Origin of the sequence: Methylocystis sp. IM3, assembly GCF_038070105.1 — a bacterium.
GTDB lineage: Bacteria > Pseudomonadota > Alphaproteobacteria > Rhizobiales > Beijerinckiaceae > Methylocystis.
In genome coordinates, this window is the sequence record NZ_JBBPBZ010000002.1 from 2357372 (window position 1) to 2380176 (window position 22805).

Consider the following 22805-nt stretch of genomic DNA (forward strand, 5'->3'; position numbering starts at 1 on the left):
CTACCGCCGGCCGGGCGCGTTCACGGGGCGGCGGTCGATGGGCGGCTCCGCCATCCGCCGGGCGCGAAAGATCGCGTGGGAGGCGTTGTAGCGCCGTTCGAGCTGAGAGAGATAGGCGGCGATCCCGTCGATCCCCCGCCCTTCCGCCACCACGTCCTTCACGATCATGAGGTCCCGCGCCTCCTGCGGCGCAAGCGCCCGGTCGCTGTCGATGAGCCGCTCGGCTTTCGCAAAGCCGATTCGACGTCCGAGCGCCGCATAGAGGCCGAGAAGGTCGAAAGGGTCGCCTGCAAAGGAAAAGCGCGCTCTGCTCTCCGCGACGATCGCCGAGCAATGCATGGCGAAGTCGAAATCGAGCCCCGTCATCGCGCCGCGCGCCCAGGCGAGCGAGATCACCGGCGTATCGATGATGAGTTCCGCGTTGACGGCGACCATCTCGGCAAATCCATCCGGCGCGCCCGTCGCCTCGCCGTCCCCGCCCGCGAAGTCGAAGACGAGAAACTTGAGCGCGCCTGGCTCGCCGGCGGCGATCGACCGCAGAATCGCGCCGATCGCCGCCACGCTGGCGGAGTCGAAGCCGGCGCAGGCCTTGGAGACGACGAGCGCCTCCTGCTCCTCGAGCCAGCTCGTCGTGACCGTCGAGGTTGGCGTCAATCCTGTGAAAGCGCGGTTCGAAACAAGTCCCATCGCGGCCTCTGGGTATGACGGGCGAAGGCCCGTGGTAAACCAAAGCTTAACTTGACCTGCGCAATTCTGACAACCGGAACGCGAACCGATGGAGACCTTCGCGCAAGGACATGGTTAACGGAGCGCCGCCCTCTGACTCCTGAAAACCTTCTGCCCGCCTCTCTGCTTTTCGGGCGCCTTGGCGTGTGGCCGAAGGTCGCAAGACACGGCCCCTTGAATTGATATATGCTAACCACAAGCTGCTAATAGGCGGCTCTCGGCCCGCCCGGGCTCGGGGTCGCCAGCGGTTCTTTCCATGCGAGGGTCACGGAAGGGGCGCCCGCTCGGCCAAGAAGCGGCAGATAATTGCTAAGGGAGAAATCGAAAATGAAGATGCGCTTTCTCGTCGCCATGACTTTGGCGACGGTCGGTTGGGTGGCTCAGGCGCACGCGCACGGCGACGTCGGCTCCAACCAGGGGCAATGCCTGATGAAGATCGGGCCGGACACGATGAGCTTCACGGGCTATCAGCCGCTCAAGTCGCGCGAGCAGTTCTGTGACGACATCCCGGACGCGGGGCCGACCATCATCACCCTCGACGCGCAGCAGGACGAACTGCGCGACATGAACCTCGAGATGCGCGTCCTCAAGGACGTCGGCCAGAAGGACGACAACGAGAATCTCGAGGCGAACACCGAATATTATTCGCCGCCGAAGAAGTACAAGACCGGCACGCTGACCTTCGATCACAACTTCGTGAACGAGGGGAAATATATCGGCATCGTGAAGGCAAAGAGCGACGACGGCTCCAAGGAATATGTCGCCCGCTTCCCCTTCTCGGTCGGTCTGACGGCCACGAAGGACCTGACGATTGCTGTCTTCTTCGGCGTGCTGGCGACCGTCGGCTTCGGCCTCTGGTACAAGAAGCAGTTCATCGACAAGAAGAAGGCGGCCTAAAAAGCCGCCCCTCCATCACGGAAGCTCTTCGATTCGGCCGTCGCGTAGCGTTACGCGGCGGTCCATTTGTTCAGCGAGTTCGAGATTATGCGTCGCGATGAGCGCGGCGAGCCCGGAGTTGCGGGCGAGCGCCATCAGCGTCGCGAAGACATGCTCCGCCGTGCGCGGATCGAGATTGCCGGTCGGTTCATCAGCCAGAAGAAGATGCGGGGCGTTGGCGACCGCGCGGGCGATGGCGACACGCTGCTGCTCGCCGCCAGAGAGCTCCGAGGGCCGATGCGAGGCGCGCGGTCCGAGCTTGAGATAGTCCAGCAATTGCCGGGCGCGGGCCTCCGCCTCCTTGTGCTCCAGCCCGTTGATCATCTGCGGCAGGACGATGTTTTCCAGCGCCGAGAACTCCGGCAGCAGATGGTGAAACTGATAGATGAAGCCGATGCAGTCGCGGCGCAGCCGCGTGCGCTCATTGTCGCTCATGCCGGAGGTGGGCCGGGAATTGATCAACGTCTCGCCGCTGTCCGGCCGCTCGAGCAGGCCGGCGATATGCAGCAGCGTCGATTTGCCGGCGCCGGAGGGCGCGATGAGCGCCACGGTCTCACCGGGATAGATGGAGAGATTGGCGTCGACGAGAATGTCGAGCCGCGCCTCGCCTTCGCGATAGTGCCGCGCGATATTGCGCAGTTCCAGAACGGCGTCGCTCATGCCTTGGCTTTCTGCCCTCATTCGTGCCGGAGAGCTTCGATCGGATCGAGCGAGGCGGCCTTCCAGGCGGGATAGATCGAGGCGAGAACGGCAAGGATCAGCGTCATGACGACGATCACGGTCACCTCGCGCATATCGACGATCGCCGGCAGACGCGACAGGAAATAAAATTCCGCCGGGAAGAGATTGGCGTCGAAGGCCTTGTTCAGCGCCAACCGGATTGTGTCCAGATTCTTGGCGATCAGCAGGCCGAGCAGGAAACCAGCAATTGCGCCGGCGACGCCGATCGACGCCCCGATGATGAGAAAGACTCGCAGCACCGCGGCGCGCGACGCGCCCATGGTGCGCAGGATGGCGATGTCCTGCGTCTTGTCCTTCACGAGCATGGTGAGGCCCGAAACGATGTTGAAGGCCGCGACGATGACAATCAGCGTCAGAATGATGAAGAGGATGTTCTTCTCGACCTTGAGCGTATCGAAGAAGGTCTTGTTGCGCTGGCGCCAGTCGGTGACGATCAACGGCCGCGTCACCGCCTTTTCGAGATTCGTGCGAAAGAGATCCATCTCTTCCGGATCGTCCACGAAGACCTCGACGACCGTCGCCTCCTTGTCCTTGTTGAAGAAGAGCTGCGCCTCGGCGAGCGGCATGTAGACGAAAACATTGTCGAATTCAGACATGCCGATCGAGAAGATCGCCGCGACCCTGTAGGCCTTGATGCGCGGGGCGACGCCGAACGGAGTCTGCGCGCCCTTGGCGACGAGCAGGCTCACCTTGTCGCCCACGGAGACGCCGAGCGTCTCGGCGAGCCGCTGGCCGATGGCGACGGACTCTCCCGTGTCGAAGCCCTTGAGCGCGCCGCTTTTCACATTGTCCGCAATGCCGGGCAGGCGAATGAGATCCTTCTCCCGCACCCCGCGCACCAGCACGCCCGACTGGCCGAACTGGGTCGATATTCCGGCCGCGCCCTCGACCATGGGAATGGCGAGTTTCACGCCGGGCGTCCGCGAGGCTTTCGCGGACACGTCGTCCCAGTCAGTGAAGGGGGTCTCGACGGCCTGCAAAAAGGCGTGGCCGTTGACGCCCATGATCTTGTCCATCAGTTCGCGATGGAAGCCGTTCATCACCGAGGTGACGACGATGAGCGTCGCCACGCCGAGCATGATGCCGAGAAAGGAGAAGCCGGCGATGACGGAGACGAAGCCATCCGCGCGTCGCGCCCGCAGATAGCGAAGCGCCACCATCCGTTCGAAAGGCGAAAAGGCTTTGGCTCCGTCCAGCGGCTCCGTGGCCGCCCCCCTCTCGCTCATGCGCCCGCCTGCTTGACCGCCGCGATGACCCTCGCCGCCGCCTCGGCTGGCGATAGCAGCTCACGTTCGCCGGTGCGCCGGCGCTTCACCTCGACCCGGCCCTCTGCCAGCCCCTTCGGGCCGACGAGAATTTGCCATGGCAAGCCGATCAGATCGAGCGTGGCGAATTTTCCGCCCGGCCGCTCGTCGCGGTCGTCGTGGAGCACGTCGAGCCCGGCGTTCTCCAGCTGCTCGACCAGTTCGCCGCAGACCTTTCCGGTCGCCGCGTCGCCGGCCTTGAGATCCGCGACGCCGACATGGAAGGGCGCGACCGTCTCCGGCCAGATGACGCCGGCCTCGTCATGATTCGCCTCGATGAGCGCGGCGACGAGGCGGGAGGGGCCAATGCCATAGGATCCCATCTGAACGACGACCTCCTTGCCGTCCGGACCGTTCACTACGGCCTTCATCGGCTCGGAATATTTGGTTCCGAAGTAGAAAATATGGCCAACCTCGATGCCGCGCGCAGAAAGCTGCGAATCGGCCGGCACGGCCGCGAAGGCCGCCGCGTCGTGCATCTCGCTCGTCGCAGCGTAGCGGCTGGTCCACTGACCGACGATCCCTTCGAGCGCGGCGGCGTCGTCGAAATCGACAGTGGCGGGCGGCGGCGGGAAGGACAGGAAATCCTTGTGGCAGAACACCTCGCTCTCGCCCGTCTCGGCCAGAATGATGAATTCATGGCTCAGATTGCCGCCGATCGGCCCGGATTCGGCCGCCATCGGAATGGCGGTCAGCCCCATGCGCGCGAACGTGCGCAGATAGGCGACGAACATCTTGTTGTAGGAGTGGCGCCCGGCCTCGGGGGTAAGGTCGAAGGAATAGGCGTCCTTCATCAGGAATTCGCGCGAGCGCATGACGCCGAAGCGCGGGCGCACCTCGTCGCGGAACTTCCACTGGATGTGATAGAGATTGAGCGGCAGATCCTTGTAGGAGCGCACATAGCCGCGGAAGATCTCCGTGATCATCTCTTCGTTGGTCGGACCGAAGAGCATTTCACGCTCGTGGCGGTCGGAAATGCGGAGCATCTCCTTGCCATAAGCGTCGTAGCGGCCGGATTCGCGCCAAAGATCGGCCGACTGGATCGTCGGCATCAGCAGCTCGATGGCGCCGGCCCGGTTCTGCTCCTCACGGATGATGCGATTGATATTGTTCAAAACTTTCAGGCCCAGCGGCAGCCAGGCGTAAATGCCGGCCGACTCCTGCCGGATCATGCCCGCCCGCAGCATCAGCCGATGCGAGACGATCTCGGCCTCCTTGGGCGTCTCGCGCAGGATGGGCAGGAAGTAACGGGACAGGCGCATGGGGGCTTCCACTGACGATTCGGAGATTGGCGAGCATAACGGCGGCTCAGTGGCCGTTGAAGCGCCTAACCACGCAAAAGGCAAGCGCCCGCCGCGCGAAGCCCGGAGCAGGCGTCAAGCCGGCGCCCCAGCCAGAGCCTTGAGCTGCGCATTGCCTCCTACGACAAGGCGCCCTCTGCTTCGGGCAGCTTCTCGACGCCGGTTTCATATTTGTCGAACTGATATCCGTCCGGCGCCTTGTCGCCGTGCCGGTTGAAGCACCGGCCAGGGAGCGCCCTGACGCATTCCAGCTCGACAGCCGCCTCGTTTCCCAGGGCGTCGGCGAAGGCACCTTCGATCTCTTCCTTTATTTTTTTCGCGGCGGCGTAACGCTCCCTATATTCCTCGGCGCCGCCGCCTTTTACGAACATAAATCTCGTCGTCTGCATCTCTTTCATGCAAAGAAGATACTCTATGTAGTTTTCCTTCATGTTCCGGATGGTTTCACGATCGTTCTGATGCTTGAAGCTCAGGTATTTGAACCACGACCGCACCAAATGGAGATAAATGTACAGCTCTTTCCCGAGGAAGGCCGTGGAATCGTTCTTGCTTTTTTCGATGTGAGTCTGGAATTCGGCGACCGCACGCTCAAAAGGATCTGTTATGAGGGAGGCGTCGACGGCGCCCGTGTCGGCATTGGCGCCCGTCTGCTTTCTGCCTGGAAGAATAGAGACAAAATAGACGAGCTTGGCCATTGCTGACATCTTGCCGTCCTCTCTTATGATTTTCGGCGACCCTGGCGCCGATGAAAACCGTCATTTATTAAAATACTTTGAGGCCGCGTTCGCAATCGCGGAACCCTCCCGGCCCGGTCGCCGGTCGCCAAGTCCTCGGCGGGCGTGATACTCTCCGTTCGTCGTCCAGCGGCGCAAGCCGCCCCTCAAAAGCCCGCCCGCCACATGAAAAAATTTCTTGCCGCTCTCGTTTTTGTCCTCGCCTGCGCGCCCGCGCTCGCAGCAGAGCGCGTCGTCAATATTTTCAACTGGAGCGACTATATCGACCCCGCCGTGCTCGAGGACTTCACCCGCGAGACCGGGATCAAGGTCCTCTATGATACCTACGACTCGAATGAAATGCTCGAGTCACGGCTCCTCGCAGGCTCCACGGGCTACGACATTGTCGTCCCCTCGGCGACTTTCCTCCAGCGCCAGATCAAGGCGGGGGTCTTGCAGCCCATAGATCGCAAGCGCCTCGCCAACGCCGGCAATATCTGGACCGAGATCGACAACCGGCTGGCGCGTTACGATCCCGGCAACGCCCATGCCGTGAATTACATGTGGTACACGACCGGCGTCGCCTATAATGTGGCGAAGATCAAGGAGCGCCTCGGCAAGCCGATCACCAGCTGGGATCAGGTGCTGCGGCCGGAGGCGTTGAAGAAGCTCTCCGATTGCGGCGTCTATGTGCTCGACAGCCCCGAGGATATTTTCGCGGTCACGCTCAATTATCTCAAGCTCGATCCCAACTCGAAGCGCGACGCGGACCTCAAGCGCGCAGCTGACCATTTGTCGGGGCTACGCCGCTACATCAAGAAATTTCACTCCTCGGAATATATCAACGCGCTCGCCAACGGCGACATCTGCCTTGCCGTCGGCTGGGCCGGCGACAGCCTCCAGGCGCGCAACCGCGCGCGCGAGGCCGGCGCCGATGTCGACATCGCCTATGTCATCCCGGCGGAAGGCGCTCTGATGAGCATGGACAATTTCGCCATTCCCATCGATGCGCCGCATCTGAAGGAGGCGTATCAGTTCATCGATTTCATGCTGCGGCCGGATATTGCGGCGCGCAATACGAAGGCGACCAATTTCGCCAATGGCGTGGGGCCTTCTCGGCCTCTCATCGACAAGTCCATCGCTGACGATCCGGCGGTCTATCCCTCAGAGGCGACCATGCGCCGGCTCTTCACCGTGACGACGCCCAACCAGCCCGAACAGAAATATATCACCCGCCTCTGGACGACTGTGAAGACAGGCAAGTAGCGCCGCGCCGTCCCGACGCCAGCATTGGAGACGGCCAATCGAGGAAGTGCGCGGGGGAACGCCCCCGTCACTGCTCGTTCAGGATTCGCTTCAACAGGTCGATGACTTCCGCGAGGCTCTTATCCTTGGAGACGAGCTCCTCGATCTTGCGGACGGCGTGCAGCACTGTCGTATGATCGCGGCCGCCGAAGCGTCGACCAATCTCGGGCAGCGAGCGTAGCGTCAGCACTTTTGACAGATACATCGCGATCTGGCGCGGACGCACCACATTGGCGGTGCGGCGCGAGGACAGAATGTCGGCGCGCGAGATATTGTAATGGGACGCGACGAGTTTCTGAATGTCGTCGATCTTGACGCGCTTCGGCTCCTGCGTGCGCACCAGATCGCGGATCGCGGTTTCCGCCGTCTCCACTGTCAGCGGCGCGCCATTGAGCGTCACATGCGCAAGCAGGCGGTTCACCGCCCCTTCGAGGTCGCGGCCATTGGTGACGATGGTGCGGGCCACATAGGACACAACATCCGGCGGCACGTGGAAGCTCGGATTGGAGTCTTGGGCGGCGAGGATGCGCGCCGATAAAATCTTGACGCGGAGCGCCTCGTCGAGCGGTCCGATATCGACGCAAAGGCCGCCCTTGAGACGCGAAAGAACGCGCTCGTCGAGCGTTTCGAGATCGGATGGCGGACGATCCGCCGCGACCACGACCTGGCGGCCAGAGTCGATGAGCGCATTGAGCGTGTGACAGAATTCCTGCTGAATCGATTTGCCCTGCAGGAACTGCACGTCGTCGATGATCAACATGTCGATCGCGCGCAGCCGCTCCTTGAAGGCGATCGAAGTCTGGGTCGTGAGCGACGAGACGAAGCCGCTCATGAAACGTTCCGCCGTCAGATAGACCGCACGGCGGCGATTGTCGTTCGTGGCGTGGGCAAGCGCCTGCAAGAGATGGGTCTTGCCGAGCCCCACAGCGGCATGAGCGTAAAGCGGATTGAACATCGGCGTATCGCCGGGACGCGCCTCCGCCACGCGGCAGGCGGCGGCATAAGCGAGCTGGTTCGACGGCCCCACGAGAAACGTGGAAAAGGACAGGCGTCGGTCGAGCGGCGAGCCGAGCAGCGAGTCCCCATCGACGCGGGCTGTCGGGCGCGGCGCGCGGCGCGGCGAGAGGGGCGCGTCGGATGCGTCGGAGCCGCCGCCGGCGTGCGCGGGCGCAGGCATCTTTTCGATGACGGCCAGAGCCGGAGCCTCCGCCTCGCGCTCTGCGCCCCCGGCTTCCCGCATTTTCGGTTTGCGCGCGGTCGACCGCACGTCGATCACCACGCGCTCGATCGTCTCGAACTCATTCGCGGCGCGGGATTTGATGCGCGACGCATAATGCGACTGCACCCAGCTCTTCAGAAACTTGGTCGGCACCGAAAGGTGCAGGGCGCCCTGCTCGACCCGATCGAGCTCGAGGCGGGTGAACCAGGAATTATAAACGGCGTCGCCGAGTTCGGCGCGAAGCCGTTGACGCACGCGCTCCCATCGATCCTGATCCTTCGCAGAAATTTCATCGGCCCGAATTTCTCGGTTTGACATCGTGATTTCCAAAAATTGCGCGCAGCGTCCTGCACCCGCGTCGCAAAAACGCAGGGGCCGCTCATTACGAAGTGAGATGTGTCCTTCGCGGCGGAGAACCGCGACTTGAAAAGGCTAGCGCGGCGGACCCACAGCGCACCCAACGCCACTAGCGTCAGGCCTGGAGTCCGCACTGAAATCAACGCAGGGAACCGAAGCAAGAAAAAGCCGCGCGATTGGATCGCGCTCGGTACGCAGCACGCCAATTGCCTTGGTTCGCCGCAGTTCCCTCATGTCAAAGCCCCCGGTTCCCGGGATCGAAACGAACCCCGGACTTCTACTTGTTTACACTACAGAGCGAGCACGCGCCCTGAACGCTTACTTTTTGATTCAGGCCGGACGGGAAGGAAGAGGATCGTACGCCTGAAGCTTTGGCTCGTGGAGGCAGGATATCGACATGGCGTCGCTCCCTTGATGCGCTCAGCCGAAAGCTGTTCTGGCGGGCGTTGATCTCTTTCGTCCGACACCAAGGAACCTACACGCGCGTCCGCCTTCTCGCAATGAGAACGGCGCCGAGGAGTCGTTCTTTCGCCATTTCCTCGCCGCCGCCGGCCGCTGGCCTTGGACTAATGTATTTCTAAATTTATGATTCGACGTGCGTACCTAGGAAGCCCGCGTGAGGCGCGCCGAGCCGGGCGCAAGCGGGCTCGACCTCCGCCATTTGTCGAAGACGCGCTGTCAAGAGGGGCGCCCGGCGCGCCATCCCGGCGACTTGGTTGCAACAGATTGAATCGGAGCCTGTTTGGCTGATCACAACTCGAGCGCGAAAAAAATTTAAGCGCTTGTGTCTTTCCTGCGTCAGGCGCGCCGTGACCAATAAAAAAGCCCGGCTGAGCCGGGCTTTTTTCTGAGCATGTATTGTCGCTGGCAAGGCGCTCTGCACGCCAGACGTGCAACGACTGCTTACTTGCCGGTCAGCGCCTTCACGCTGGCGGTGAGGCGGGACACCTTGCGCGACGCCGTGTTCTTGTGAACGACGCCCTTCTGCGCGGCGCGCATCATCTCGGGCACGGCGCTCTGCAGGGCCGCGGCGGCGACCGACGCGTCACCCGCGGCGATGGCCTCCTCGACCTTGCGAACGAAGGTGCGCATGCGGCTGCGGCGGGCGCGGTTGACGGCCGTGCGGCGCTCGATCTTGCGAACGGCTTTTTTGGCCGAGGCGGTATTGGCCATGGTCTATCTGTCCTCGAAGCTGTTGGGCGGCCGATGGCGGCCAGAAACCGTTGCGGCCGCGAATTCGCGGCCACGTCGCGCGCCTTATAGGCGGGAGGCCCCGTTTCGTCAATGCTGAGGCCGCCGCCCGTTCTCCTATCGGTGGCGAAAGGCGGCTTTGCGCTTGTCCACGAAAGCGGCCATGCCCTCTTTCTGGTCCTCGGTGGCGAAGAGAGAATAAAAGAGCCGCCGCTCGAATCGCACGCCCTCGGTCAGGGTGGTCTCAAAGGCGGCGTTGACCGCCTCCTTGGCCATGAGCGCCGCCGGCAGCGACATGGCTGCGATCGCCGCGCCAGCCTTGAGCGCCTCCGGGACCAGATCGGCGGCGGGCACGATCCGCGCGACAAGCCCCGCGCGTTCGGCCTCCTCCGCCCCCATCATCCGGCCGGTGAGTATCAGATCCATGGCCTTGGCCTTGCCGATGGCGCGGGTGAGGCGCTGCGTGCCGCCGGCCCCGGGAATCACGCCGAGCCGGATCTCGGGCTGGCCGAACTGGGCCGTATCGGCCGCCAGGATGAAGTCGCACATCATGGCGAGTTCGCAGCCTCCACCCAGAGCGAAGCCCGCCACCGCGGCGATGGTCGGCTTGCGGAACCGCGCGACCGTGTCCCAGCGGCCGATGAAGTCGCTCAAGAATGCGTCGGCGAAGCTCTTGTCGGCCATTTCCTTGATGTCGGCGCCGGCGGCAAAGGCCTTTTCGGAACCGGTGATGACGACGCAGCCCACGCCGTCGTCCTTTTCGAAGCCGGCGAGCGCGCAATCGATCTCGCTGATGAGCAGCGCGTTCAGCGCGTTGAGCGCCTGTGGCCGGTTGAGCCGCAGCAGGGCGACGCGGCCATGGGTCTCTACTTCGATTGTGTCATAGCTCATCATGGCCTCCTGAACGCGCCTCGCGCGGCGCCCTAGATCTCGAAATCCGTCGTGGGCTGTTTCTCGCCAAATCCTTGCGCGACAGCGCGCGCATAGAGGTCCTCGAGCGTGATCTCGTCGAGCCGGGCCAGCGTCGCCTCCTCGGCTTCCGCGATCAGAGGCTCGAGAATCGCGACGAGCAGCGCCGGCGCCTGATCGGCCTCCTCCTCCGCCCGCAAAGCGACGCGCACGATCTCGCCGACGCAAAGGCGGCGCCGCTCGCGCGCGAGCTCATAGCCCCCCGCGGGACCGCGCACGCTTTTCAAAATCCCCGCGCGCACGAGCGTCTGGAGCAGCGTCTCCAGCCGGCGCGGCGGCAGATCATGACGCGCCGCGAGCTCTTTCGACGACACCGGCCGGCCGCGCGCATGGAGCGCAACGTCGAGCGTCGCCATCAAGGCGAAGCGCGCGGGCCGTGGCAGAAGCCTCATTCGCGGCCTTCTCCGAGCCCGGTCGAGCCGAAACCGCCCGCGCCGCGCGCGGTTTCGTCGAGCTCCTCGCATTCCAGCAGAGTGGCGTGGGCGACCGGCGACACGACCAGCTGCGCGATGCGCATGCCCCGCGTGATCTCGAAGGGCTGGCCGCCGTGATTGATCAGCAGCGCCTTCACCTCGCCCCGGTAGTCGCTGTCGATCGTGCCCGGCGCATTGAGCACCGTGACCCCGTATTCGACGGCCAGTCCCGAGCGCGGCCGCAGCTGCGCCTCATAGCCTAACGGCAGCGCGATCTGCACGCCCGTCGGAATGAGGTCGCGGGCACCCGGCTCGAGCACGAGCTTCTGTCCGGCAGGCAGAGCCGCATAGAGATCGAGGCCGGCGGCGCCGTCGCTGGCATAGGCCGGAAGCGGCAGGCCCTCGCCGTTCGAGAGACGGCGGATGGAAAGCTTCATGGCGCGGCCTCACTCAAGATTCGGGCAATTCGGGCGACGAGGCGTTCGGCGACGGCCTCCTTGCTCATGCGCGGCCAGCTCTCGACGCCGCCGCGGGAGACAAGATGCGCTTCGTTGGCGTCGCCGCCAAAAACCCCCGCGCCTTCGGAGACGTCGTTGGCGACGATGAGGTCGCAGCCCTTGCGATCGAGCTTCTCGCGCGCATGGGCGATCACGTCCCGCGTTTCCGCGGCGAAACCGACAACGAGACGCGGGCGCGTCGCCGTGCCCGCCTTGGCCACGCTTGCGAGAATGTCCGGATTTTCGACGAGCGAAAAGCTCGGCGCCGCCACGCCCTGCTCTTTCTTGATCTTTTGCGACGCGGCCTCGACGCGCCAGTCGGCGACGGCAGCGGCGCCGATGAAGACATCGGCGGGCAAAGCCGCCTCGACGGCGGCGAACATCTGCCGGGCGCTTTCGACGCGCGCCACATCACAACCTTTCGGATCGGGCAGCGACACCGGCCCGGAAACGAGCGTCACGCGCGCGCCGGCGGCGGCGGCGGCGGCGGCGATGGCGTGGCCCTGCTTGCCCGATGAGCGGTTGGCGATATAGCGCACGGGATCAATGGCCTCGTGCGTCGGACCGGAGGTCACGATCACATGCCGCCCCGCGAGCGGGCCCTTGCGCTGCGCCGGCAGAGGGAGGCGCGCGTCGGCTCTCAGCGCCGTCTCCACGGCGGCGACAATGTCGAGCGATTCGCTCATGCGGCCGGGTCCATATTCGCCACAGGCCATATCGCCCTCTTCGGGCCCGACGAAAAGAGCGCCGTCCTGTTTCAGCGCCGCCACATTGCGTTGCGTTGCGGGCGCGAGCCACATGCGCAGATTCATCGCCGGCGCATAGAGCGCGCGCTTGTCCGTGGCGAGCAGAAGCGTGGTGGCGAGATCGTCGCAAAGCCCCTGCGCGGCGCGGGCGAGCAGATGCGCCGTCGCCGGCGCGACCACGATCAGATCGGCCGCGCGCGACAGCTGGATGTGCCCCATCTCCTGCTCGTCAGTGGGCGAGAAGAGGTCGTCGTGAACTTTTTCGTTGGACAGGCTGGCAAAGGCGAGCGGCGTGACGAATTCCTTGGCCGCGGCGGTCATGACGACGCGCACGCGCGCGCCGCGCTCCCGCAGCCGCCGCACGAGATCGAGCGACTTATAAGCTGCGATCCCGCCGCCGACGATCAGCAAAATGGTCTTGCCGTCAAGGCTTTGCGTCAATTTAACCTCGCCGGGCGCGTTTTTTTTCACCCCTGGGGCGCGGAGAATACAGATTTTGGGCGCGGCGCCAAAGCGGCGATGGGTTGCGCGGGGGGGCGGCCTGTGGATTGGACCTTTGGCGCCGAGGCGATTAATCTCACAATCGCCCTTCCGGCGCCACGACCTGCCCTCAGGCCCTCCCCGATGAACTGCACTCGAATTCTATACGGAAGCCGGCCCCTGCCTGCGCTTTGCGCGGCGCTGGCCGTCTCGTTCACTGGAAGCGCGGCGCATTCGCGCGACAGGGAGCAGCCGGCCGTCATCGTCAGCGCGGAGGCGACGGCGCCGGCGCCTGAGCAGAAGCTCGTCAATCAGGGGCGCACCTTCGTGCCGCTGCATTCGACGCTCATCGGCCAGGGCGGCGTGACGCGGCTCAACTTCTCTGGAACGCTTTCGATCCACAATACCTCGGCGACCAATGTGCTCGCCGTGCAGCAGATCGACTACCGAAGCGGCGCAGGACAGCTCGTCGAGAGCTATCTTTCGACGCCGATCTATCTGAAGCCCTATGCCTCCATGCAGGTCACGATCGCGCAGGACGACGTGCGCGCCGGAGTCGGCGCAAGCTTCACCGTTGACTGGGCGACCCCCGCCGGAGCGGACGAGCCCGTGGTCGATGCGGTCATGGCCTCTTTCGTGGGCACGCGCAGCTACAGCTTTCTCTCGCCCGGCAAGCGCGTGTCCCGCCCGCAATGACGGTCTGACACGCCGATGACCCTGCCCGCGCCGCGCCTGCGGCGCCTTTCGCTTTTCGATTTTCGCTCCTACGCGCAGGCGCGGTGCGAGATCGACGCGCAGCTCGTGGCGCTGATCGGCGAGAACGGCTCGGGCAAGACCAATGTGCTGGAGGCGCTGTCGCTCTTTTCTCCCGGCCGGGGCCTGCGCCGCGCGGAACTCGGCGAATGCGCAAGACGCGGCGGCGCCGGCGGCTTCGCGGTGTCCGCGGAGTTCGAAACCGACGGCGCGCCGATCCAGCTTGGCCATGGGCTGACGCCTGACGGCGAACGCCAGTTTCGCATCGAACGCGCGCCGGTCGGTTCGGCCCGCGCCTTCGCGGAACATCTGCGCCTTCTTTGGATCACGCCCGCGATGGATGGCCTGTTCAACGGCCCCGCCGGCGAGCGACGGCGCTTTCTCGATCGCCTGGCGCTCGGCGTCGATGCGGACCATGGCGCGCGCGTCAACCGGCTGGAGCGCGCGCTTCGCAATCGCAACCGTCTGCTGGAGGACGGCGTCCCGGATCGCCGCTGGCTCGACGCCGCCGAACAGGAGATCGCGGCGCTCGGCGTGGCCGTCGCCGCCGCCCGGCGCGAGACTGTCGCCCGGCTGGGCGCCCTGATCGTCGCGCGAGAGAGCGCCTTCCCCTGGGCTGAAATCGCGATTGACGGCGAGATGGAGAACATGCTCGCCGAGGCGCCCGCGCTCGCCGTCGAAGAGCATTTCCGCGAGAAGCTTGCGGCGACGCGACGCCGCGACGCCGCCGCCGGCCGCACGCTCACAGGGCCGCAGACGAGCGACCTTGCCGTGCGCCACGGTCCGAAGTACGAGGCCGCGCGCGACTGCTCGACGGGCGAACAGAAAGCGCTGCTGATGGGCCTCACGCTGGCCCATGCGCGTCTTGTCGGCGAGATGACCGGCAAGGCTCCCTTGCTGCTTCTCGACGAGGTGGCGGCGCATTTCGATCCGAAAAGGCGCGAGGCCCTGTTCGGCGAGCTCGAGGCGCTCGGCGGACAGGTCTGGATGAGCGGCGCCGATCCGCTGCTGTTCGCCTCTTTGAACGGTCGCGCGGAACTGTTGCAGGTGACGCCGGGGAAGCTCGCCGCCGCGACGTTTTGAAGTTCACTCGCACCTTGCCCGGGCAGTGATGGTTTTTTCGATCGACGATCAGAGTCGAGGCCGCCGATGCGCCGTGACGAGGGTCGCATTTCAGCCACGCTCCAGCTTGTCGCGGCGTTAGGTGAAAATAAGATCGTCGAAAGACAAGGCTATATGCGCGAGAGACGCAAATTCCGACAAAGTACGATTGCACAACAGGCGATGTCGTGACAGTCTCAGAAGCGGAATAGAAATAACATTTCGGAAAATATCATTTATGCCGAGGCTTGGAGCGCTGGCCAATATTGCAAAGGTCAAGCCTTGCGGCTTGGCAAAATTGCTACGGTTAGCGTATGCGACGGCGATAGACGAACATGCTGACCTCGCGGCCCTTGTCGCTTGATGGGGCCGCGCCCGCCGGCGCTATTGGCGACAAGGAAACTGCTTCTTGCAATCTCGATGGAAGGAAAGCTGCATCATGACTCGAAAGGCTCCTGAGCTGGTGAAATTAGCAGGCAGCTGAGACTTGGCTTGGAGAGAGGAGCGAGCGTGAATTACGTCCAAGTGGGATTTACCCCTGCGGAACAAGCGGCAAGACGTAAGCCGACTGCGAAGCTATTGAGAGAGGGTGAACGGTGGTACGCTGCGCAAACCCTGGCCAATCGCGAGACCGGCGCCCTGTTGCACCTGAATGCGCAAGGCTTCCGAACCTTCCTGCCTGTGTCTTTGCGAACAGTGAGCCATGCACGCAAATTGAAAACGGTGCGTCGCGCGGTTTTTCCGGGTTATCTCTTCCTCATCCTTGATCTGCAGCGGGATCGCTGGCGAAGCGTGAATGGCACAAGCGGCGTCTCGCGCCTGGTGATGGGGCGGGATTATCCCTTGGCGGTGCCTGAAGGCGTCGTGGAGACATTGCTGGACTGCGTCGATGAACAGGGTCTCTGCACGCTGGGTAGGGATCTGCGAGAAGGCGAGAAGGTAAGAGTAATCTCCGGGCCACTGGCGCAGGCCATGGGGCAACTGGTCAACCTCGATGACAAAGGCCGCGTGCGGGTGCTGCTTGAGATCATGGGCGGCGAGGTCCTCACGACCATGGAGCGGTGCGTCCTCGAGCGCGCCTGAATTAGTATAGGGCGCGAGCGCCGCGCTGATGGCCTGTCAGGGCTGCAACATCACTTTAATGCAGCCGTCCCTGTGATTACGAAACATCTTGTACATCTCCGGCCCTTCCTCGAGCGCGGCGCGATGCGTGACGACGAAGGAGGGATCGATGTCGCCCCTTTCGACGCGCTCCAGCAGACGCGGCAGGTAACGCTGCACGGGCGTCTGCGCCATGCGGAAAGTCAGACCGCGATTGATCGCCGAGCCCATCGGAAATTTGTCGATGAAGCCGCCATAGACGCCAACGACCGAAACCGTTCCGAAATTGCGGCAACAGTGAATCGCCTGTCGCAACACATGCGGCTGGTCGGTGCCGAGGAAGGTTGCGACCTTCATACGGTCCACCATAGAATCCAGGCTCGCGGTCGGATCGGGCTCCGTGCCGACTGCGTCGATGCAGGCGTCGGCGCCGCGGCCATTGGTCATGCTCTGGATCGAGTCGTAAATATCGACCTTGTGGAAATCGAGCGTCTCGGCGCCAGCCTTTTCCGCAAGCGCCAGCCGCTCCGGCACGCTGTCGATGGCGATGACGCGTTCGGCCCCAAGCATGAAGGCGCTTCGGATCGCGAACTGGCCGACGGGCCCGCAGCCCCATATGGCGATCGTGTCGCCGGGTTTGATGTCGCAAAATTCGGCGGCCATGTAGCCTGTCGGAAAAATATCCGACAGAAAGAGCGCTTGATCGTCTGATAGCGACTCTGGAATCTTGATCGGCCCTGAGTCCGCGAAAGGCACGCGCAAATATTCCGCCTGGCCGCCCCTATAGCCGCCAAGCAAATGCGAATAGCCGAAAAGCCCGGCAGGCGAATGGCCCCAGAGCGTCTCGGCCTTCTTGTGGTCCGGATTGGTGCGCTCGCAGGCTGAATAATAGCCATGCTGGCAGAACCAGCATTCCCCGCAGGAGATGGTGAACGGCACGACGACGCGCTCGCCGACCTTCAGATTCTTCACGGCCGAGCCAACCTCGACGACTTCGCCCATTGTTTCGTGGCCGAGCACGTCGCCGTCGTGCATCTGTGGAATCACGCCGTCATAGATGTGAAGGTCAGACCCGCAGATGGCGCAGGCCGTGACCTTGATCACCACGTCGCGCGGATCCTCTATCCCCGGATCGGGAACGCTCTCGCAGCGAATGTCTCCCTTCCCGTGAAAGGTGAGCGCTTTCATGCACAGCTCCAATCCGTCCGAACGCGTGAGGATGCGCGGCTTTTGTGATCAACGTATCCGGCTGGCGATCGTTCCCCGGCGGCCGCGCAGACAAGGTATGGCCCGGTTCGCGCCTGTGCTATGCCACACACATGGCCTCACTCCCTCCGCAGGCGCGCGCGCTGCTCAAATCCGTCTTCGGCTACGACGATTTCCGGCCCGGCCAGGCCGAGATCATCGCCGCCGTGCTGAATGGCGGGCCGGTGCTCGCCGTCATGCCGACGGGAAGCGGCAAATCCATGTGCTATCAGCTGCCGGCGATCATCGAGGAGGCGCCGACGGTGGTGGTTTCTCCGCTGATCGCGCTGATGCGCGATCAGGTCCAGCAGATGCGCGCGCTCGGCGTCGCCGCCGCGACGCTCAACTCCATGAACAGCGGCGAGGAGAACGACGACGCGCGCCGCGCCTTGCGCGCGGGCGAGCTGCGCCTGTTGTTCGTGTCGCCGGAACGCCTTCTGATGGATGGGCTGATCAACGAACTGCGCCGCGCAAGGCCGCAGCGGCTCGCCATCGACGAAGCGCATTGCGTTTCCGAATGGGGGCACGATTTTCGGCCCGAATATCGAGAGATCGGCCGCGCGGCGGAGGCGCTCGGCAATGTGCAGGTGATTGGACTCACCGCCACGGCCGACGCCGCGACGCGCGCGGACATTGCGGCGCGTCTCTTCCCCTCGCCGCCGGAGCTCTTCCTGCACAGCTTCGACCGCCCCAATATCGCGCTGAACTTCGTCCTGAAGGATCAACCGAGGCGGCAGCTGTCACGCTTTCTCGAGCGCCACAAGGGCGAGAGCGGGATCGTGTATTGCTCCTCGCGCCAGCGCACCGAAGACCTTGCGCGCTACTTCCTCGACCAGGGCCACGACGCCCTGCCCTATCATGCCGGGCTCGATCAGGAGACGCGCAACCGCAATCAGGACCGCTTCCTGCGCGAGGACGGCGTCGTCGCCGTCGCGACCATCGCCTTCGGCATGGGCGTCAACAAGCCGGACGTGCGCTTTGTGGCGCACGCCGACATGCCCTCCTCCGTCGAAGCCTATTATCAGGAGATCGGCCGCGCGGGCCGCGACGGCCTGCCCGCCGATACGTTGACGCTCTACGGTCTCGACGACATGGCCTTCCGCCGCCGCCGCATCGACGAGAAGGAGATCGGCGAGAACCGCCGCCGCATCGAGCACGCGCGGTTCTCGGCGCTCGCCATGCTCTGCGAAACGCCGCGATGCCGGCGCCAGACGCTCCTCGCCTATTTCGCGGAGGAGGCGCCGGGCTGCGGGCGCTGCGACGTCTGCCAGGGCAAGGTCGCCGTCTTCGACGGCGTCATTCCTGCGCAAAAGGCGCTCTCGGCCATCTATCGTACCGGCCAGAGGTTCGGGGCCGGCCATATCGCGGACGTGCTCATGGGCGACGCGACCGAGGCCGTGCGCCGCCATGGCCACGACGCCATCAAGACCTTCGGCGCCGGCAAGGAGCACAGCAAGCAGGAATGGGCCTCGATCCTGCGCCAGCTTTTCGCCGCGGGGGCGCTGCAAACGGCGAGCGCGGAGCATGGCGGCTTCGCGCTGACGCCGCGAGGGGAGGATATCCTCTTCGGCCGCGAAACCATCCTCCTGCGCAGCGATCCGCTGACGCCGCGCGAGCGCCGCCGCAAGGAGGCGCCGAGCCTGGACGAAGCGACGGACCGCGTCCTCGCCGCGCTCAAGCGCAAGCGGCGCGAACTCGCACAGGAGGAAGGCGTCCCGGCCTATGTCATCTTCGCCGACCGCACGCTGATCGACATGGCGGAAACGCGCCCCGCGACGCTCGACGAGCTGCTGCGCGTGCATGGCGTCGGCGAACGAAAGCTCGCGCGCTACGGCGACGCCTTTCTGGACGCGCTGAACGAGGCGCTGCAATGACGCGTTTCCGCTCTCCGGGGCGATCGCTTCCGCTGGCGCCAATTTCCGCGTCGAAATAAAAACGCTCGCAACCGCGCTGCTGCCATAGTAGGGAACGCGCACGCTGGGAACAAAAACCCCGTTTACAATCAGGCGTTTGTAAACACAGAAAATTCTTTCTCCCGCGTGCATTTGGCTTGCAATCCAGCCTAAAATGCGCTGTACGAATCATGAGGCCAAGCCTCCGGAAAAGCGGGTGAAATGAGCGAGAACGACAAGGCCAGGGACGCTTCGGAATACGGCGCCGAATCCATCAAGGTGCTGCGCGGCCTCGACGCCGTGCGCAAGCGTCCGGGCATGTATATCGGCGACACGGATGACGGCACCGGCCTGCATCACATGGTGTACGAGGTCGTCGACAACGCCATCGACGAGGCGCTCGCCGGCCACGCGACGCGCGTCACCGTGACGCTGAACGCGGACGGCTCCTGCACCGTCACCGACAATGGCCGCGGCATTCCGACCGACATCCACCCGGAAGAAGGCGTGTCGGCGGCCGAGGTCATCATGACCCAGCTCCATGCCGGCGGTAAGTTCGACCAGAATTCCTACAAGGTCTCCGGCGGCCTGCACGGCGTCGGCGTCTCGGTCGTCAACGCGCTTTCCGTGTGGCTGAAGCTGCGCATCTGGCGCGCCGGCAAGGAGCATTACATGGAGTTTGCGAACGGCGACGCCGTCGGCAAGCTCGCGGTCGTCGGCGACGCGCCCATCGAGGACGGGGCGCCCAAGCGCGGCACGGAAGTGACCTTCCTGCCCTCGCCCGCAACCTTCACCATGGTCGAATTCGATTACGCCACAATCGAGCACCGGCTGCGCGAACTCGCCTTCCTCAACTCCGGCGTGCGCATCATCCTCACCGACGCACGCCACGCCGAGGTGAAGCGCGAGGAACTCTTCTACGAAGGCGGCCTCGAGGCGTTCGTGCGCTGGCTCGACCGCGCCAAGCAGCCGCTCGTCTCGGCTCCGATCCTCATCAAGGGCCAGCGCGATCACATCAGCGTCGAGGTCGCGCTGTGGTGGAACGACAGCTACCACGAGAATGTGCTGGCCTTCACGAACAACATTCCCCAGCGCGATGGCGGCACGCATCTCGCGGGCTTCCGCGCGGCGCTCACCCGCCAGATCACCGGCTATGCGGATTCCTCCGGCCTCACCAAGCGCGAAAAGGTCGATCTCTCGGGCGACGACTGCCGTGAGGGGCTCACCTGTGTCTTGTCCGTAAAGGTGCCGGACCCTAAGTTCTCCTCACAGACAAAAGACAAGCTGGTGTCGTCCGAAGTGCGTCCGGCAGTCGAAAATGTGATGAACGAAGTGCTCGGCCAGTGGCTCGAAGAGCATCCGGCCGAGGCGAAGAACGTCGTCTCCAAGGTCGTGGAGGCGGCGGCCGCGCGGGAGGCGGCGCGCAAGGCGCGCGAGCTGACGCGACGCAAGGGCGCGCTGGACGTGGCGAACCTTCCCGGCAAGCTCGCCGACTGTCAGGAGCGCGACCCCGCCAAGGCGGAACTCTTCATCGTCGAGGGCGACTCGGCCGGCGGCACCGCCAAACAGGGGCGCGACCGCGCCTTTCAGGCCGTTCTTCCGTTGCGCGGCAAGATTCTCAACGTCGAGCGCGCGCGCTTCGACAAGATGCTGTCCTCGGAGCAGATCGGCACGCTCATCACCGCGCTGGGGACGGGCGTGGGGCGCGACGAATTCAACGCCGACAAGCTGCGCTACCACAAGATCATCATCATGACCGACGCCGACGTCGACGGCGCTCATATCCGCACGCTGATCCTGACCTTCTTCTACCGGCAAATGCCGGAGCTGATCGAGCGCGGCCATGTCTTCATCGCCCAGGCGCCGCTCTACAAGGTGACCAAGGGCAAATCGACGCAATATCTCAAGGATGAGCGCGCCCTCGAGGACTACCTCATCGACAGCCTGCTCGACGGCGCCGTGCTGCGCACGGGGACCGAAGACCGCGCCGGCGCCGATCTGCGCAAGGTGCTCGAGGATGCGCGCGCCTTCCGCGCCATCATGGGCAATCTGCATTCGCGCTACGACCGCAGCGTCGTGGAGCAGGCCGCCATGGCGGGCGCGCTCGCGCCCCAGACCGACGAGGGCGAGGCGGCGCGCCTTGCGGCGCTGGTCGCGCAGCGCCTCGACGCCATCGCCGAAGAGACGGAACGGGGCTGGACGGGCGAGGTCCGCGACGGCGGCTATGTCGTCCGGCGCACGCTGCGCGGCGTGACACAAGCGGTCGTCCTCGACGCCGCCATGCTGAACTCGTCCGAGGCCCGCAAGCTCCACGAGCGCGCGGAGAGCCTGCGCGACGTCTTCTCGGCGCCGGCGACGCTCGTCCGCCGCGGAGACGAGGCGCCGCTGTCCGGCCCCATCGCTCTCTACGACGCGATGAGCCAGATCGGGCGCAAGGGCCTCACGCTCCAGCGTTACAAAGGCCTCGGCGAAATGAACGCCGAGCAGCTTTGGGAAACCACCCTCGACCGCGAGGCGCGCTCGCTGCTTCAGGTGCGCGTGAAGGAAGCGGCCGAGGCCGACGATATTTTCGTGAAGCTCATGGGCGATGTCGTCGAACCCAGACGCGAATTCATCCACGAGAATGCTCTCAATGTCGCAAATCTAGACGTGTGACGGCGGCGTGGGCCGCCGGTTTCGGCCATGAAGAAAGAAGACCTCTCAATACTTTTCGAGCGCACGCTCGCCTGCGATTACGACGACGACGGCGCTTGGGAGGCGGTCAACGCCCTGCGATCCCAGGGCGGGCGTGAGGTCTTCGGCAGGGCGGCGCAGTGGCTCAAATCGGCGCGGCCTCTGGAGCGGGCGCGCGCGGCGGACATTCTGGGGCAGATCGGCGTCGGCCCCGGCCGCGCGCACGAGTCTCCGACCGAAGCCTGCGAATTGCTCATCGAATTGCTGCTCGGGGAACAGCACCCGCGCGCCGCCGCCTCCGCGCTCGTCGCGCTCGGGCATATCCAGGACTCGCGCGCGCTCCCCGTGATCTACCGGTTCATCGGAAACGAAGACCCCGTGCTGCGCCATGCCGTCGCCTTCGCGCTCGGCTGCTTCGTTCAGGACACCGCCAGCCATCCGGGGCTGATGCTGCTCATGTCCGACTCAGACGAAGATGTGCGCGACTGGGCGACCTTCAGCCTCGGCGTCTGGGGCGATCTCGATTCGGCCCGCGTTCGCGACGCGCTTGCGCGGCGGCTCGACGATTCTTTCGAGAATGTCCGCCTCGAAGCCATCGCCGGTCTTGCAAAGCGCCACGACGCCCGCGTCCTCCCGCTGCTGATCGAGGCGCTCGAGTGGCCGGAGGCGCAGGACGATCCCGAGCCGAAACTCATCGAAGCGGCCTGCGCGTTGCTGTCGCTGTCAAAGGAGCCGCGCGGCTGGGTCGGAGAAGACTACGCCAGGGCGCTCCGCCAGCGTTTTCGCGGCGAGATTGCGCCGAGTTGGCAATAGCAGGAGCATGAGCGGACCCATCCGCCTGATCGTGTGCGTCGGCCCGCGTTGCGACGCCGAGGGACGCGGACGCGCCCTGCTGGCGCAGACAGAGACGGCGTTGAAGGAGAATTTCTCCGAGGCCCTTGCCGAAGGGCGGCTCGAACTCGCGACGCGCGACTGCCTCCGGCTCTGCACCCGCGATCCCGTGGTGAGGCTGGAGCCCTCCGGCGAGGCGCGCTCCGGCCCCGACATCGGCCAATTGCTCCGAGACATAGAAGGCGAGCTGGCGCGGCAAAAATTACGCGCCGCCGCTCCCGTCATAATGAGAGGCGCTAGATAAAACCGCG

Annotated in this window: 21 protein-coding genes; 9 read left to right on the plus strand and 12 right to left on the minus strand. The window is 64.6% G+C overall.

What is annotated here, in order from left to right; genetic code table 11:
* Complete coding sequence (locus WOC76_RS13505; RefSeq protein WP_341106192.1) at positions 1-687, minus strand: enoyl-CoA hydratase-related protein; 687 nt, start codon at positions 685-687, stop codon at positions 1-3.
* A gap of 366 nt (positions 688-1053) precedes the next feature.
* Between WOC76_RS13505 and WOC76_RS13510 the strand changes: the two genes are divergently transcribed.
* On the plus strand, positions 1054-1623 hold the full coding sequence (locus WOC76_RS13510; RefSeq protein WP_341388677.1) for a hypothetical protein: 570 nt from the start codon (positions 1054-1056) through the stop codon (positions 1621-1623).
* A gap of 15 nt (positions 1624-1638) precedes the next feature.
* Here the strand turns inward: WOC76_RS13510 and WOC76_RS13515 are convergent, their stop codons facing one another.
* The 4 genes from WOC76_RS13515 to WOC76_RS13530 all read right to left on the minus strand — a co-directional run bounded on the left by WOC76_RS13515 (position 1639) and on the right by WOC76_RS13530 (position 5703).
* The gene (locus WOC76_RS13515) at positions 1639-2322 is read right to left on the minus strand and encodes an ABC transporter ATP-binding protein (protein WP_341106190.1); all 684 of its coding nucleotides are present in this window, start codon (positions 2320-2322) and stop codon (positions 1639-1641) included.
* A gap of 17 nt (positions 2323-2339) precedes the next feature.
* A complete protein-coding gene (locus tag WOC76_RS13520; RefSeq protein WP_341431451.1) occupies positions 2340-3629 on the minus strand; it encodes a lipoprotein-releasing ABC transporter permease subunit in 1290 nt (429 codons plus the stop codon).
* Positions 3626-4969 carry a proline--tRNA ligase gene (proS, locus tag WOC76_RS13525; protein ID WP_341106187.1) on the minus strand — a complete coding sequence of 448 codons (1344 nt, stop codon included), beginning with the start codon at positions 4967-4969 and terminating at the stop codon, positions 3626-3628. The genes WOC76_RS13520 and proS overlap by 4 nt, the downstream gene beginning before the upstream one ends.
* 158 nt (positions 4970-5127) lie before the next feature.
* Positions 5128-5703, minus strand: a complete 576-nt coding sequence (locus tag WOC76_RS13530; protein ID WP_341431452.1) for a hypothetical protein — start codon at positions 5701-5703, stop codon at positions 5128-5130.
* A gap of 204 nt (positions 5704-5907) precedes the next feature.
* Between WOC76_RS13530 and WOC76_RS13535 the strand changes: the two genes are divergently transcribed.
* Positions 5908-6987, plus strand: a complete 1080-nt coding sequence (locus tag WOC76_RS13535) for a polyamine ABC transporter substrate-binding protein (RefSeq protein ID WP_341106183.1) — start codon at positions 5908-5910, stop codon at positions 6985-6987.
* A gap of 67 nt (positions 6988-7054) precedes the next feature.
* Here WOC76_RS13535 and dnaA read toward each other — a convergent pair whose 3' ends face one another.
* The 6 genes from dnaA to coaBC all read right to left on the minus strand — a co-directional run bounded on the left by dnaA (position 7055) and on the right by coaBC (position 12859).
* Complete coding sequence (gene dnaA / locus WOC76_RS13540) at positions 7055-8563, minus strand: chromosomal replication initiator protein DnaA (RefSeq protein WP_341431453.1); 1509 nt, start codon at positions 8561-8563, stop codon at positions 7055-7057.
* Positions 8564-9505: 942 nt separating this feature from the next.
* Positions 9506-9775, minus strand: coding sequence for a 30S ribosomal protein S20 (rpsT, locus tag WOC76_RS13545; protein WP_341106181.1), 270 nt, complete (start codon positions 9773-9775; stop codon positions 9506-9508).
* Positions 9776-9910: 135 nt separating this feature from the next.
* Positions 9911-10684, minus strand: coding sequence for an enoyl-CoA hydratase (locus WOC76_RS13550; protein ID WP_341106180.1), 774 nt, complete (start codon positions 10682-10684; stop codon positions 9911-9913).
* Between the two features lie 32 nt (positions 10685-10716).
* A complete protein-coding gene (locus tag WOC76_RS13555; protein WP_341431454.1) occupies positions 10717-11154 on the minus strand; it encodes an RrF2 family transcriptional regulator in 438 nt (145 codons plus the stop codon).
* Positions 11151-11612 carry a dUTP diphosphatase gene (dut, locus tag WOC76_RS13560; RefSeq protein WP_341106178.1) on the minus strand — a complete coding sequence of 154 codons (462 nt, stop codon included), beginning with the start codon at positions 11610-11612 and terminating at the stop codon, positions 11151-11153. The genes WOC76_RS13555 and dut overlap by 4 nt, the downstream gene beginning before the upstream one ends.
* Positions 11609-12859: a bifunctional phosphopantothenoylcysteine decarboxylase/phosphopantothenate--cysteine ligase CoaBC gene (gene coaBC, locus WOC76_RS13565; protein ID WP_341106176.1), complete on the minus strand. Its 1251-nt coding sequence runs from the start codon at positions 12857-12859 to the stop codon at positions 11609-11611. Before coaBC ends, dut begins: the two co-directional genes overlap by 4 nt.
* A 183-nt stretch (positions 12860-13042) precedes the next feature.
* Here coaBC and WOC76_RS13570 point away from each other — a divergent pair, with 183 nt between their 5' ends.
* The 3 genes from WOC76_RS13570 to nusG all read left to right on the plus strand — a co-directional run bounded on the left by WOC76_RS13570 (position 13043) and on the right by nusG (position 15835).
* The gene (locus tag WOC76_RS13570; RefSeq protein WP_341106174.1) at positions 13043-13594 is read left to right on the plus strand and encodes a DUF3124 domain-containing protein; all 552 of its coding nucleotides are present in this window, start codon (positions 13043-13045) and stop codon (positions 13592-13594) included.
* Between the two features lie 15 nt (positions 13595-13609).
* A complete protein-coding gene (gene recF / locus WOC76_RS13575; protein ID WP_341106173.1) occupies positions 13610-14734 on the plus strand; it encodes a DNA replication/repair protein RecF in 1125 nt (374 codons plus the stop codon).
* Positions 14735-15262: 528 nt separating this feature from the next.
* Entirely contained in the window at positions 15263-15835 is a 573-nt protein-coding gene (gene nusG / locus WOC76_RS13580) for a transcription termination/antitermination protein NusG (RefSeq protein WP_341106171.1), read from the plus strand.
* A gap of 36 nt (positions 15836-15871) precedes the next feature.
* Here the strand turns inward: nusG and WOC76_RS13585 are convergent, their stop codons facing one another.
* Positions 15872-17041, minus strand: a complete 1170-nt coding sequence (locus WOC76_RS13585; RefSeq protein ID WP_341106170.1) for a zinc-dependent alcohol dehydrogenase — start codon at positions 17039-17041, stop codon at positions 15872-15874.
* Positions 17042-17172: 131 nt separating this feature from the next.
* On the opposite strand from WOC76_RS13585, the gene recQ reads away from it, so the two are divergent.
* The 4 genes from recQ (at position 17173) to WOC76_RS13605 (ending at position 22798) form a co-directional block, all read left to right on the plus strand.
* Complete coding sequence (recQ, locus tag WOC76_RS13590) at positions 17173-18972, plus strand: DNA helicase RecQ (protein WP_341106168.1); 1800 nt, start codon at positions 17173-17175, stop codon at positions 18970-18972.
* Positions 18973-19212: 240 nt separating this feature from the next.
* Entirely contained in the window at positions 19213-21645 is a 2433-nt protein-coding gene (gyrB, locus tag WOC76_RS13595) for a DNA topoisomerase (ATP-hydrolyzing) subunit B (protein ID WP_341106166.1), read from the plus strand.
* A 27-nt stretch (positions 21646-21672) separates the two neighbouring features.
* Entirely contained in the window at positions 21673-22476 is an 804-nt protein-coding gene (locus tag WOC76_RS13600) for a HEAT repeat domain-containing protein (RefSeq protein WP_341106164.1), read from the plus strand.
* Between the two features lie 7 nt (positions 22477-22483).
* On the plus strand, positions 22484-22798 hold the full coding sequence (locus tag WOC76_RS13605) for a (2Fe-2S) ferredoxin domain-containing protein (protein ID WP_341106162.1): 315 nt from the start codon (positions 22484-22486) through the stop codon (positions 22796-22798).
* Positions 22799-22805 lie beyond the last annotated feature (7 nt).